Raw genomic sequence first — 13,053 nt, forward strand, 5'->3', positions numbered from 1 at the left:
AGAAGAGGACCGAAGCGTGTTTTCCCGACCTGTCCACCCCGTCGCGGAACACGACCGTGCGCGCCTACGTTGGAACAACCGAGGGAAGGAACTCCATGAGCCACGACGGCAGCGCAATGAATGAGGCCCCGGCCGCCCCGACGGTCATCCGCAACGACGAACGCAACCGCTACGAGCTGAAGGACGGCGACGAACTCGCCGGGTTCGCCGTGTTCGAACTCAGCGAGGGCGGGCGGATCGCGTTCACCCACACCCAGATCGACAAGGCCTTCCGCGGTCGCGGCTTCGGCGACATCATCGCGGCGGAGTCGCTCGCGGATGCCGCGCGCCGCGGCGAGACGATCGTGCCGCTCTGCCCGTTCATCGCCAGCTACCTGAAGGATCACGAGATTCCGGGCGGCATCATCGACTGGCCGGAGGAATCCGACGCACAGGAGTCCGCGACGACGGGTGAGTCGGCGGGATGACCCGTCTGGACGCGGCCGGCGACGAGGATGTGCAGCAAGCATCCGATTGCGATGGGCCGCGTTCGTTGCGCCTCGAGGCGCGGGACGTCCCGCTCGGCGGCGTCCGCGCCATGGAGGTGCGCCGCATCCTGCCGCACCGCGAGTTGCCGATGGTGGGCGCGTGGTGCTTTCTCGATCGTTTCGGCCCGCAAGAGGCGCTGATGCGGGTGGAACCACACCCCCATATCGGCCTCCAGACGGTGACGTGGCCGTTCGTCGGTGAGGTGCATCACCGTGACAGCGTGGGGAGCGACGTCGTCGTCACGCGCGGCGAGCTGAATCTGATGACGAGCGGTGCGGGTATCTCGCACTCGGAGTACTCGGTCGGCGAGCATCCGATTCCCCTCGATGCCCTGCAGCTGTGGATCGCGCTGCCCGAGAACCGCCGTCACGGCGCACCGTCGTTCGAGCGCCACACCGCCCTGCCGACGCTCGAACTGCAGGCGCCGGGCGGCGAACCCGCCGGCACCGCGACGGTCGTCATGGGTGAGCTGGCCGGCACGACGTCGCCCGCGAGCGCCTTCACCCCGCTGGTGGGTGCCGAGATCGTCGTGCTGGCCGGATCGACCGCGCGTATCCCGCTCCGGCGCGAGTGGGAGTACGCGCTGGTGGGCGCGTTCGGCGCTGCCAACGTCGCGGCAGGTCTCGGGGCGGATGCCTCGGGCCCGGGCGATGTCGATCCGGCGGCCGCGACCCTCGGGCCCCACGAGCTGCTGTACCTCGGTATCGGTCGCGACCACATCGACGTGACTGCTGCCGAGCCCGCGACGCTCTTCCTCATCGGCGGCGAACCGTTCGAGTCCGACCTGGTGATGTGGTGGAACTTCGTCGGGCGCACCCACGACGAGATCGTCGAGGCGAGGGATGCGTGGGAGGCGGGCTCGACACGCTTCGGCCACGTCGTGCCTCACGGCGACGAGCGCGTTCCCGCACCTCCCCTGCCGGGCGTCCGCCTCACCCCGCGGCGCCGTCGCCCCTGAGCGCGACCGCGGGTTTTGTCCGGCGCACGGGTCGCCGCGGGACCCTGGTGGAGCGATAACCTGACGAGGTGCGCACCCGGAGCCCCCTGACGACGCGCGTGCTGCTGACGTGCGCGGCGATCGGCGTTGCAACGGGACTCGTCGGCGCCGTGGCCGGATGGCTCACGCCCGTCGTGATCGTCGGCACCGCTGGTGTGGCCTACGGCTTGGTGCTCGGCTCGCACGTGCTGCCGGGGATCATCGCACAGGAGTTGCTGCGGATGCCCTTCGTGGCGCTGCTCGCCCACCTGATCGCGGCGCTCGTCGCGAGCGCATTCAACCCCGCGTGGGCCCCGCGATTTCTCGGCACGGCGCTGCTGTTCGGCCTGATCCAGGAGGGCGTGGCCGCCCTGACCCGATACCGGGCGTGGGGGGCATGGCGCTTCTTCGTGTCGGCGGGCATCATCGGCATCCTCGTGGCGGTCGTCGTGGGTTTCGCGGCCGACCTCGCGCGCTTGCCCCTGTGGGCCCAGGCCATCTACATCGCGCTGTCGATCCTCGGGCCCTTCGCCTGGACGGCCGTCGGACTGGCGATCGGTGCCGCACTGCGTCGCGCCGGCGTCGCGCGCGTTCCCCGCTGACGGAGCCGGCCCGACGCACCGCCGCTGGGGGCCCTCCGTTGCCGAGGAAGGTAAGCCTCAGCTAAATTGGGCAGACCCGGGCGTCCCCGGCTCGATGGGTTTCCACCCGAGGCTTCTGTGACCGCATCCCCCGACTTCTCGTCCGCACTCCGCCGCGCGGGCGTCTCAGCGACCGTCACGGCCCTCGCCATCCGGTACCCCGACGCGGCGAGCGCGGCACCGGACGGTGTCTCGTTCTCGGTCGAGCCGGGCGAGGTGGTGCTGGTCCTCGGGCCGAGCGGGTCGGGCAAGTCGACACTCGCGCTCAGCCTGAACGGCCTCATCCCCCACGCGATCCCCGCCGACATCGACGGCACCGTGCTGATCGACGGCCGTGACATCGCGCAGTCCACGGTCGCCGAGTTGAGCCCCAGCGTGGCGATGGTGTTCCAGGACCCGGACGCTCAGATCGTCACGTCCACCCTCTTCGACGAGGTGGCGTTCGGCCCCGAGAATCTCGCGCTCCCCGTGCCCGAGGTCCTGTCCCGGGCCGAGGCATCCCTCCGTCGCGTCGGCCTCTGGGAGCGACGCGACGACAACCCTGACCGACTGTCGGGCGGTGGTCGTCAGCGCCTCGCGATCGCGACCGCCCTCGCGATGGGATCGGGCCTGCTGGTGCTGGATGAGCCCACTGCCAACCTCGACCCACAGGGCATCGACGACGTCGCGGCTGCGCTGACCGATGTCGTGGCGGCGGGTGATCGCTCGGTCGTGTTGGTCGAGCACAACCTCGACGTGATGGTCGAGCTCGTCACGCGCGTGCTCGTACTCGACGCGAACGGGCGCCTCGTGGCCGATGGAACCACGGATGCCGTGCTCCGCGGGCGCGCCGCCGAGCTGAGTGCGCTCGGGGCGTGGCTGCCGGTGTCGGCGCTCGCCGCGCTGCGGCTCCGCGCTGCGGGGTATGCGCTCGATCCGCTCCCCCTCACCGCCGCCGAACTGCGTGCCGCGCTCGAGACAGCGGCTCAACCGGCAGCGGGCGGTGCGGACACGGTGAGGACGGATGCTTCGACCGCTGTGCCACGCACGTTCAGCCCTACACCCGCTCCCGTGACGGCACCCGCACCGGCCGAGCCGATCATCCGCGTCCGCGATCTGACCGTCCGGCGCGGCCGGACCCCGGTGCTGCACGGCATCGACCTCGACGTCCGCCCGGGCGAGTTCCTCGCCGTCGTGGGGCCGAACGGTGCGGGCAAGACGACGCTCGTCCAAGCGATCGCCGGTGTCGTGCCGCCGCCACGCGGACGGATTGTCGTCGACGGGATCGACCCGGGACGCGCGGACGTCGCGGCGCTGACGGCGCGGATCGGCTTCGTCTTCCAGAATCCCGAGCACCAGTTCGTCACGAACACCGTCTTCGACGAGTTGGCGCAGGGGCTCCGCCTGCGCGGCGCGAACGAGGCAGAGATTCAGACCCGGGTCGCGGACATGCTCGAGCGCTTCGGACTGACGGGGCGCGGAACATCCCATCCCTTCCTGCTCTCGGGCGGCCAAAAGCGGCGCCTGTCGGTGGGTACGGCGTTGATCGCGGGCGCACCGGTGCTGGCGCTCGACGAGCCGACGTTCGGACAGGATCGCGCGCGTGCCGACGAGCTGCTCGGGATCCTCGCCGAGCTCAACGCGCAAGGTACGACCGTCATCGTGGTGACGCACGACATGCAGCTGGTGACCGAGTACGCCACGCATACGGCCGTTATCGCCGAGGGGCGTCTGCTCGCGCACGCTCCGACCGCGGAAATCTTCGCGGACACCGAGTTGCTGCGAGCAACGGGGCTCCGCCGTCCCCCGTTGGCATCCGCGCTGGCGGATCTGTCGACGCATCCGGAGATCTCGGGAATCGTGCGACTGGCGGATCTTCCGGGGGCTCTCCCTGCGGATTCGGGCCGCCTCGGCGGAACAGATTTACAAGGAGCGCCCGAATCGACCGAGGGGGCTTCGCGATGACCGCCGAAACGCCCATGCTCGAGCGCCAACAGCACCGCGAAAGCGAACCGCGCGGGCGTTTTCTCTACGCCCTGAACCCGCTCGCCAAGATCGCCGCTCCGGTGCCGGCGATGCTCGCGCTGCTCGCCGTGCGGGACCTGCAGACCCCGGCCGCATTCCTCGCGCTCGCGTACGCCGTCATCTTCGCGGGCACGCGCCTCTCTGCCAGGATGCTCGCCATCCTGCTGCTCGCCGTGCCCGCGTTCCTGCTGCTGATCGGCATCGGCATCTCACTGTGGACCGATGCCTCCCGCATCTCGCACGACGTCGTGGTCCTGCAACTCGGCTCCTGGATCCTCTACGGCGAGGCGCTCGAGGTCGGTTTCGCGACCGCGCTGAGGCTCGGAGCGATCCTGACGCTCGCCCTGATCGGCGGGCTGACGACGACCGGGCCCGACCTGACCCGCTCGATGATCCAGCAGCTGCGGGTTCCGTATCGCGTCGGTTATACGGCGCTCGCGGCGTTCCGCTTCGTGCCGCGCTTCGGGCACGAGCTCGAGGTGATCCGAGCCGCGCACCGGGTCCGCGGGGCCTCGCACGGTCGTGGTCCGATCGCCGCGGTGAGGCGGCGGATCGGATACATCGTGCCGCTGCTCGCCGGGGCCATCCGGCACGCCGAGCGCGTCGCTCTTTCGATGGATTCGCGAGCGTTCGGCGCCTACCCATATCGAACCGAGCGGTACCGGATACCGTTCCGGGCGCGCGACGTCGTCTTCATCGCGCTGTTCTGGATCGTCACCGCGGCGATCTTCCTCGCGTTCCGCCCCTGGGCCTGACACAGGGGCACGGGTGACGCTCGGCGGCGGGATATCTGCGGATCTCCGATGACGATCGACGTCGACTCAGTCGAGATAGCCGGGCGCCGCGGGCAGGCCGAAGAACTCCTCGAGCGTGCGGAATCCGCCCGCGTGGTACGCGGCAGCCAGCTCGGGGCCGATGTAGCGCAGGTGCCAAGCCTCGGGGTCGTATCCCGTGATGGGAGTCTGGCCGTCTTCGTAGCGGATGATCCAGCCGAACTCCCAGCTGTGCTCCACAACCCACTGGTAGGTCGTTGTGGTTCCGAACTGCTCCGACGACGAGCATCCGGGCGTGCATCCGAAGACGTCGATCGCAATGCCCGACTGGTGCTCGCTGTAACCCGGCCGCGCAGCGAGGCGCTCGCCGGCTTCCTTGCCGAGCGACGCGACACGGTCGTTGTGGATGCGCTGCTGCACCGAGTAGCCGCGATACCCGTTCTGCATGCCGATCTGCCCTGAACCGGCGGCGATGGATGCCTCGGACATCGCGGTGACGGTCGGCGCGATGTCCGTCCGCACAGCCGCGAGGTTGCCCAGGGGTACACCCGAGGGCGCGACCCAATCGGACGGCGCGAAATCGATCGGTTCCATCGGAATCGTCTTGTTCACGACGAACCAGACGTGGGACGGATCACGCAGGTTGACGCACGGTGCGATGCCGCGGATCACAGCCTGTCGAAGCCCTTCGCCCCCGCCGGCCGCGGCGATCACGGCCGGATCGTCGCCGGTCGCGAGCCCGGCCTGAACCTCGGGCCGATCGCAGAACGCCGCCTCCGCCACGGGGGCCTCGGAACGGGTGGGCGCGGGGATCCCGGTCGCGGTCGGCGGGGGTGCCGTCGGCGATGCCGTCGCGCTCACGGGGCTCTGAGCGGCGCGAGGCACGGCGAGCGCTCCGCCGATTCCCGCCAGGGCCGCGACCGCGAGAGCGACCCCGATCGACGCCGCGGCAAGCCTGCGTGCGCCGCGGGGCGGCGGTGCCGCGTTCCGTGCCGCACGCCGGGATCCGGGTGACCCGGTCGCGGAGGTCATCCATTCATTGTGTCCGATCTCGCTGGGCACTCGCCCTCTCGCGCCGCGACGGTTGACGGATGCTTAGCCCATATGTTCGAATGTGGGATGCGCTGGCGAGGACAACAGCTCGGAGTTGCGGACGAATCCGCGCTACCGGGGCTGGAACGAATGGACGGACTCGTCCGTTCCGTGACGACGCCCGAATTCGCCGGCATCACCTTCCACGAGGTGCTCGCGAAGTCCGCGCTCAATCACGTGCCCGGGGCGTCGTCGATGCCGTTCAACTGGACGATCAATCCGTACCGAGGATGCAGCCATGCGTGCTCGTATTGCCTCGACCCGGACACCCTGATCTTGCTGGCGGATGGGCGTCAGCGACGCCTCGATGATCTTCGTGTCGGCGATCACATTGTGGGAACCGAGCGCTCGGGAAACTACCGGCGCTACGTTGAGACAACTGTCCGCGCAAAGTGGTCAACGCACAAGCGCGCGTACCGCGTCACCCTTGCGGACGGTACCCAGATCATCGCCAGCGGCGACCATCGGTTCCTCAGCGACCGGGGCTGGAAGCACGTCACAGGGACGATGTCGGGATCCGAACAGCGACCCTTTCTGACGACGAACAACCGGCTTCAAGGGTTCGGGCTCGGCGGAGCGGCGAACCCTGACCTCCTCCTGGACACAGATTTTCCCCGGGGCTACCTCGCCGGAATGATCCGTGGAGACGGAATGATCTTCCGCGGAATCTACGTCGACGCGAAACGTACGCGCGAAGTCAACCGTTTTCGTCTCGCTCTCGCAGATACGGAAGCGCTCGAGCGGACTCGCGCGTTCCTTCTCGCAGAGGGCATCGAGACCCTGCTACGCCCATTCACACCCGCCACAACCACCCGCCGACAGATGACCGCGATTCACACGGCGCGACGGGAAGCGGTTGCGCACATCGAGGAACTCATCCTCGACCCCGCCGATCCGAGTAGCGGCTGGCGGGCGGGATTCCTGTCCGGCGTTTTCGATGCGGAGGGATCCTGTTCGCGCGGGGTCTTCCGTATCAGCAACAGCGATCCGCGCATCATCCGGACGATCATGGAGTCTCTGGCGCATTATGCATTCAGTGCGGTTGTCGAGCCGGAACACGCGAACGGTGTCCGGAACGTCCGTCTTCTGGGAGGCCTGCCCGCGCGGCAACGATTCTTCCAACTGGCGCGTCCCGCTATAACCCGCAAACTGGCAATGCTCGGCACCGCGGTGAAGACCGCGTCCGATCTGCGCGTGGTCGGTGTCGAGAACCTCGGCTACGACATCGACATGGTGGACATCACAACGGGGACGGGTGACTTCATCGCCAACGGTGTGGTCAGTCACAACTGCTTTGCTCGCGGCACGCACGAGTATCTCGACCTCGACGCGGGCGCGGATTTCGATTCGCAGATCGTCGTGAAGACCAACGTCGCCGAGGTGCTGCGCCGCGAGCTGCGTGCGGGGTCCTGGCAGCACGAACACGTCGCCCTGGGCACCAACACCGACCCGTACCAGCGCGCCGAGGGACGGTATGCGCTCATGCCCTCGATCATCGAGGCTCTCGCCGAATCGGGCACCCCCCTGTCGATCCTGACGAAGGGCACGCTGATCCGACGCGATCTCGGCGTGCTCGCAGCAGCCCGCGAGCACGTGCCCATCGATCTCGCGTTCTCGATCGCGGTGTTCGACGATGCCCTGCAGCACTCGATCGAACCCGGCACGCCCACGGCGACCGCTCGCCTCGAGGCCGTGCGCGCCGCCACGGCCGCGGGGTTCGGGGTGACGGTGTTCATGATGCCCGTGATGCCGCACCTGACCGACTCCATCCCCGCGCTCGACGACGCACTCGCGCGCATCAAGGAGGCCGGCGCGGTGCGCGTCGTCTACGGCGCGCTTCACCTGCGCCCGGGCGTGAAGCCCTGGTTCATGCAGTGGCTCGAGCGGGAGCATCCGGAACTCGTTTCGTCGTACCGCGGGCTGTATCCGGGCGCGACGGCCAACGCACCGAAGGGCTATCGGCAGTGGCTGTCGAAACGTGTGCGACCCCTGATCCGGGCGCACAGACTCGACGGGCGCGCGGAAGAGGAGCAGACGATGCGGGCGCGCGGACCGGGCCCGGTGATCGCGACACGGTCCGCCGGCGCAGTCGGCACGGGTGGCCCGGCATGGGCACCTCGCCGCGACGCCAAGCCCTCGGGCCCCCGCTTCGACGTGTCCCCACCGACCCTGTTCTGACCCCGAACGTCTGCGAAACACCCCATGTGCGACGAAACACCCCCGGGCACCGGGTGTTTCGTCGCAGAACAGGTGTTTCGGTGCACGTGTCGCTGAGCGCGCCGGGCGAGCACGCGAAAGGGCGCCCCGGATGTCCCGGGGCGCCCTTCCGGCGATGTGCTGGTTACGCGGTCAGCTCGGCGGCGGTCATGCCGCCCGCGAGCTCATCGATCACGTCGTCGCCGGGAGCTGCATCCTGGAACGGTGCGACGATCTCGGCGCGCTCGAGCATCTCGGTCATCTTGCGACGACGCTGGCGCGTGATCAGCGTGACGACGCGACCCTGCTTGCCGGCGCGGCCGGTACGGCCCGAACGGTGCAGGTACGTCTTGTACTCGTCGGGAGCGTCGGCCTGGATGATCAGGTCGATGTCGTCAACGTGGATGCCGCGGGCCGCGACATCCGTCGCCACGAGCACGTTGACGCGTCCGGACGTCAGACGCTCCAGGTTGCGCGTGCGCTTCTGCTGGTTGAGGTCACCGTGCAGGGCGACGGCGGGGATGCCCTCGTCGGCGAACTGCTCGGCGAGCGTCTCGGCGAACGCACGCGTGCGGGCGAAGACCAGGGTCTTACCGTCGCGGTCGACCAGGCGGCTGAGGATCTCGGCCTTGTTGCGGTGGTCGATCACGAGCACACGGTGCTCGATCGTGCTGGAGGCCTGGTCTTCACCGGCAACCTCGTGCACGGCCGGCTCGACGAGGAACTCGTCGACGAGCGCCGAGACCTCGCGGTCGAGCGTCGCCGAGAACAGCAGCTTCTGCGAGCCGTCCGCGGTCTCGCGGAGGATCCGCTGCACGGGCTCGAGGAATCCGAGCTCGCACATATGGTCGGCCTCGTCGATGATCGCGACCTGAACCTCGCTGAGGTCGAGACGACCCTGGTTGATGAGGTCTTCGATGCGACCGGGGGTGCCGATGATGATGTCGACGCCCTTCTTGAGCGCACCGACCTGGCGCGCCTGGGGCACGCCACCGTAGATCTGGGTCGTGAACAGGCCGACGCTGCGAGCGATCGGCTGGATCGTCCGGTCGATCTGCAGCGCGAGCTCGCGCGTCGGGGCGAGGATGAGCGCCTTCGGCTTGCGGCCGAACTCGCGTCGCTGACCAGCCTGGCCGCGCAGCACGTTCTCGACCATCGGAGCGCCGAAGGCGATCGTCTTGCCGGAACCGGTGCGGCCACGTGCGAGCATGTCGCGTCCCGCGATGATCTCGGGGATCGTCGCGGCCTGGATCGCGAACGGAGCCGCGGCACCCAGGTCGGCGAGCGCGCGAACGATGTTGTCGCCGAGGCCCAGGTCACCGAAGCTCACGCCGTCGACGTCCGTCGCCTGGATCGCTTCGGCCTGCAGACGCTCGTGCACGACATCGACGTGCTGCTCGTGCGACGCGGTGCGCTCGGGCTTCTTCGACCAGTCGGAGCGGCCGGCGGATGCGCCGCTACGATCATCGCGACGGGGACGGTCGCTGTTGTACTCGCGCTTCGGGCGGTCGTCGAACGAACGGGCCGGTCGCTCGTCGAACGAGCGCTGGGAACGGTCGTCGAACGAACGCGCAGGACGCTCGCTATAGGTGCGCGCGGGGCGGTCGTTGTTGTACTCACGACGGGCGGGACGCTCCGCACCGTCACGCGACGGGCGGTTGTCGAACGAACGAGCGGGACGCTCAGCGAACGAACGCGCAGGACGCTCGTCGCGGCCGCGAGCGGGACGGTCGTCGAACGAACGCTTGGGACGGTCGTCGAACGAACGCGCAGGGCGCTCGTCGAAGGACCTCTTCGGGCGGTCGTCGAACGAACGCGCCGGACGCTCACCATTGGTGCGAGCCGGACGGTCGTTGTTGTACTCACGACGCACAGGGCGCTCCGCACCCTCACGGGACGGGCGGTTGTCGAACGAACGCGCAGTGCGCTCACCGTACGTGCGGGCCGGACGGTCGTTGTTGTACTCGCGCCGGGCGGGACGCTCCGCGCCATCGCGCGAGGGACGATTGTCGAAGGAGCGAGCGGGACGCTCGTCGAACGAACGCGCGGGGCGCTCGTTGCGACCGCGCACCGGACGGTCGTCGAACGAACGTGCGGGACGATCGCCGTGGGCATGAGTGCGGATACCGCGGGCTTCTTCGCGGCCGGCGCGCTGTGCCGAGGTCCAGCGGGCCTTGGGAGCGCCCGACTCTTCGGACGAGGCCCCGGCGCGGAACCCGCGGTGACCGGCGCTGCGGCTACCCGGCTTCTGCGAACGAGCCTCGGTCGCCGTACCCTGACGCTTGCGGTCCTGGTAGGGGGTCTTCTCGCCGCGGCGCGGTTCGAAGTTCTTCGCGGGTCGGCCGCCGGCCGGCTTCTTGTTCTTGGGCATGGTGATGTCCTTCTGGGTTGTCTCATGTGAGAACAGCACTCCACTGAATGCACCGAAGTACGCCGCACAGATCTGCGTCTGATCGCGGTAGGAGTTACCCGGACTCTCGTCGGCCGGGGGCCATTCAACGTGATGGTCGCCGGGGCGGATTCGCCCCCACCATCGGCCCCTTGGACTCACAAACCCATCCACGCAAACGCGCAGTGTCCAGAGCCGACCGGCTAACACTACCGCACCGCGGTTCCACAGTCTGGGAGAACGCCGGAGTCTACGCGAGAAAGCACGCGACCGCCGTTCAATAGCATGAGGACGTTCGGCCGGGCGGCCGGTCGAAAGGGGACGCATCCGTGACATTCGCTTCACAGGGACACGATGTGCGGAGTGGTCCGACGGGTGAGCAGTTCGTCCTGCGTAGCGAGGGCAATGTCGGCGCACAGATCACTCAGGTCGGCGCCGCGCTGCGCGGTCTGACGGTCGGGGGCATCGAGCTCGTTCCGCCCTACCCGGCAGATGCTCCTTCTCCTGCAGCATCCGGAGTCGTCCTCGTACCGTGGCCCAACCGCGTCCGCGACGGTGCGTGGACGCAACACGACAAGACCCGTCGACTCGCGATAACCGAACCCGCCCTCAACAACGCCTCTCACGGACTGCTGCGCTTTACCGCGTACACCGCGACCGACGTGGCGTCGGATCGGGTCACGCTAGCCGCCGACGTTTTTCCGCAGACCGGCTACCCCTTTCATCTGTCGACCCGCGTGACCTACGCCCTGACCGAGGCAGGCGTCGCGGTCACGCACGAGATCGAGAACGTGGGAACGGATGCCGCACCCGTCGCCGTCGGCACACACCCGTACCTCATGATCGGCGGGGTCCCCACGCGAGATCTGGTTGTGCGTTCGTCGGGCTCCCATCGCTTCGTCGTGGATCAGCAGCTCATTCCGACCGATGAGGTGCCCGTCGGCCCCGGAAACGACCTGCGCGACGGACGACGACTGGGCGACATCACGCTCGATACGGCGTACTCCGGGCTCAGCCGTGACGCGGACGGACTCGTCCGTCATTCGCTGACGGCCCCCGACGGGCGCTCGCTCGTCCTCTGGCAGGGCGCCGGGTTCGACTTCGCGCAGATCTTCACGACCGACCGCTACCCGGCCCAGTCACTCGCCGTGGCGATCGAGCCGATGACCGCGCCGGCGGACGCCTTCAACTCCGGTCGCGGCTTGCGGTGGCTCGCGCCGAACGAAAAGTGGACGCTCGAATGGGGAATTGAACTGACAAGTTCATGAGATCTCTCTCATATTGAGATACTCGGGGCAGAATATGGGCCATAACAGCCCAAGCCGGAAACGATAGCGAGCTATAATCCTCGCAATAGCCACGCTTCCCGACACCCCCCGAAAGGTCAGGACGTGACACCCCCCGGTCTCGTCACACCCTCCGTCAACTTCGCCCCGTCCAGTTTGCGCCCTTGGCGCGCCCTCCGCGCAACGATACTCGCGGTCGGCGCCACGGTACTTGCTCTCGGTGCGACCCCTGGCGACCCTACCGTACCCCTCTGGGGCCCCTGGTCGGTGGGCATGTTGGCAGCGTTCGCCGCGGCGTTCACGGCGGGAATCCTTGCATACCGTGCGTACACGCGACGCACCGAGATGTCTCTGGCGCACGGCCACGATGACCGGCACTGGAGCCACCGGATCGATGCCGTGTCGACCGCTTTTGCTCAGGCGCTCATCGCGGGTCTGCTGGTCGCGCTCACGTTCATCATCCTGGACGGGCTTACCGGGGGCGTGCACGTCACGGCGCTGCAGGCGACGGTCGCGGCGGGAATAAGCATCGCCATCGTGTCGCTCGTCGCAATCCTCGCCGCCTCCCGCAACGAGACCATTCACGCGGTGGGGATGCTGATGTCTCTCACAGTTCTCGGATCGCTGACCTCGATCCTCACAACGCCCGACCCGAACTGGTGGCAGCTGCACTTCAGCCAACTGGGGACGTTCCACGTGTTCTCGGGATTCATGTTCAACGGCACGCTGATCGCGACGGGAACGCTGATCGTCGCGTTCTCGTTCCGGGTCCGCCGCGTGCTGATCAACGCCCGGCGGCAGGGACGCCTGCGAAGCGTCCGCGCCCCTCGCATCTTTGCGATCCTTGTGGCCTGCGTCGGCGGCAACATGGCGATGGTCGGATTCATCCCGGTGAATCAGCACCAGTTTCTGCATGACCGTGCCGCGACAGGCATGACCTTGTCGTTCGCCGCGCTCCTCATCCTTACCCCGTGGCTGCTCCGCGGGCTCCCCCCGCGCATTGCACGGGCAACGGGCGCGATCGCGGTCATTCTCGTGATCGGCGCCACCGTCTTCATCTTCGGCATCATCAACCTCGCCGCCTTCGAGATCGTCGCGTTCGGCTTGATGTTCAGCTGGATCGGCGTCTTCGCAACCTGCGTCGAGACGCGCCACGCGCCGACGGCAG

At 68.4% G+C, this 13,053-nt stretch carries 9 protein-coding genes and 1 pseudogene; 8 read left to right on the forward strand and 2 right to left on the reverse strand.

Translation table 11 applies throughout. The annotated features are described in order from the left end of the window. Positions 1-95 precede the first annotated feature (95 nt). The 5 genes from ACIQ0W_RS09410 to ACIQ0W_RS09430 all read left to right on the forward strand — a co-directional run bounded on the left by ACIQ0W_RS09410 (position 96) and on the right by ACIQ0W_RS09430 (position 4,904). Positions 96-467 carry a GNAT family N-acetyltransferase gene (locus tag ACIQ0W_RS09410; protein ID WP_396642538.1) on the forward strand — a complete coding sequence of 124 codons (372 nt, stop codon included), beginning with the start codon at positions 96-98 and terminating at the stop codon, positions 465-467. Continuing rightward, positions 464-1,486, forward strand: coding sequence for a pirin family protein (locus tag ACIQ0W_RS09415; protein ID WP_396642540.1), 1,023 nt, complete (start codon positions 464-466; stop codon positions 1,484-1,486). The genes ACIQ0W_RS09410 and ACIQ0W_RS09415 overlap by 4 nt, the downstream gene beginning before the upstream one ends. Before the next feature lie 68 nt (positions 1,487-1,554). Then, entirely contained in the window at positions 1,555-2,106 is a 552-nt protein-coding gene (locus ACIQ0W_RS09420; RefSeq protein ID WP_396642542.1) for an ECF transporter S component, read from the forward strand. A 117-nt stretch (positions 2,107-2,223) separates the two neighbouring features. Then, positions 2,224-4,089, forward strand: coding sequence for an ABC transporter ATP-binding protein (locus ACIQ0W_RS09425; RefSeq protein ID WP_396642543.1), 1,866 nt, complete (start codon positions 2,224-2,226; stop codon positions 4,087-4,089). Beyond that, on the forward strand, positions 4,086-4,904 hold the full coding sequence (locus ACIQ0W_RS09430; protein WP_396642544.1) for an energy-coupling factor transporter transmembrane component T: 819 nt from the start codon (positions 4,086-4,088) through the stop codon (positions 4,902-4,904). The genes ACIQ0W_RS09425 and ACIQ0W_RS09430 overlap by 4 nt, the downstream gene beginning before the upstream one ends. Before the next feature lie 66 nt (positions 4,905-4,970). Here the strand turns inward: ACIQ0W_RS09430 and ACIQ0W_RS09435 are convergent, their stop codons facing one another. After that, entirely contained in the window at positions 4,971-5,954 is a 984-nt protein-coding gene (locus ACIQ0W_RS09435) for a D-alanyl-D-alanine carboxypeptidase family protein (RefSeq protein ID WP_396642546.1), read from the reverse strand. Positions 5,955-6,041: 87 nt separating this feature from the next. Between ACIQ0W_RS09435 and ACIQ0W_RS09440 the strand changes: the two genes are divergently transcribed. Next, entirely contained in the window at positions 6,042-8,192 is a 2,151-nt protein-coding gene (locus tag ACIQ0W_RS09440; RefSeq protein WP_396642548.1) for an intein-containing Rv2578c family radical SAM protein, read from the forward strand. A 163-nt stretch (positions 8,193-8,355) separates the two neighbouring features. On the opposite strand, the gene ACIQ0W_RS09445 is transcribed toward ACIQ0W_RS09440, so the two are convergent. Continuing rightward, complete coding sequence (locus tag ACIQ0W_RS09445) at positions 8,356-10,581, reverse strand: DEAD/DEAH box helicase (protein ID WP_396642550.1); 2,226 nt, start codon at positions 10,579-10,581, stop codon at positions 8,356-8,358. A 347-nt stretch (positions 10,582-10,928) separates the two neighbouring features. On the opposite strand from ACIQ0W_RS09445, the gene ACIQ0W_RS09450 reads away from it, so the two are divergent. Together ACIQ0W_RS09450 and ACIQ0W_RS09455 are read left to right on the forward strand one after the other, a co-directional pair. After that, positions 10,929-11,867, forward strand: a complete 939-nt coding sequence (locus tag ACIQ0W_RS09450; protein ID WP_396642551.1) for an aldose 1-epimerase family protein — start codon at positions 10,929-10,931, stop codon at positions 11,865-11,867. Positions 11,868-12,485: 618 nt separating this feature from the next. Continuing rightward, a pseudogene (locus tag ACIQ0W_RS09455) lies at positions 12,486-13,007 on the forward strand (DUF998 domain-containing protein); the annotation flags it as partial. Positions 13,008-13,053 lie beyond the last annotated feature (46 nt).

This window comes from Microbacterium sp., from assembly GCF_044340635.1.
Taxonomy (GTDB): Bacteria; Actinomycetota; Actinomycetes; order Actinomycetales; family Microbacteriaceae; genus Microbacterium.

What these genes read in the sequence shown, in the direction of transcription:
- ACIQ0W_RS09445 (WP_396642550.1), bottom strand. Translation starts at nt 10,581, where the DNA reads ATGCCCAAGAACAAGAAGCCGGCCGGCGGCCGACCCGCGAAGAACTTC.
- ACIQ0W_RS09415 (WP_396642540.1), top strand. Translation starts at nt 464, where the DNA reads ATGACCCGTCTGGACGCGGCCGGCGACGAGGATGTGCAGCAAGCATCC.
- ACIQ0W_RS09430 (WP_396642544.1), top strand. Translation starts at nt 4,086, where the DNA reads ATGACCGCCGAAACGCCCATGCTCGAGCGCCAACAGCACCGCGAAAGC.
- ACIQ0W_RS09435 (WP_396642546.1), bottom strand. Translation starts at nt 5,954, where the DNA reads ATGACCTCCGCGACCGGGTCACCCGGATCCCGGCGTGCGGCACGGAAC.
- ACIQ0W_RS09410 (WP_396642538.1), top strand. Translation starts at nt 96, where the DNA reads ATGAGCCACGACGGCAGCGCAATGAATGAGGCCCCGGCCGCCCCGACG.
- ACIQ0W_RS09440 (WP_396642548.1), top strand. Translation starts at nt 6,042, where the DNA reads ATGCGCTGGCGAGGACAACAGCTCGGAGTTGCGGACGAATCCGCGCTA.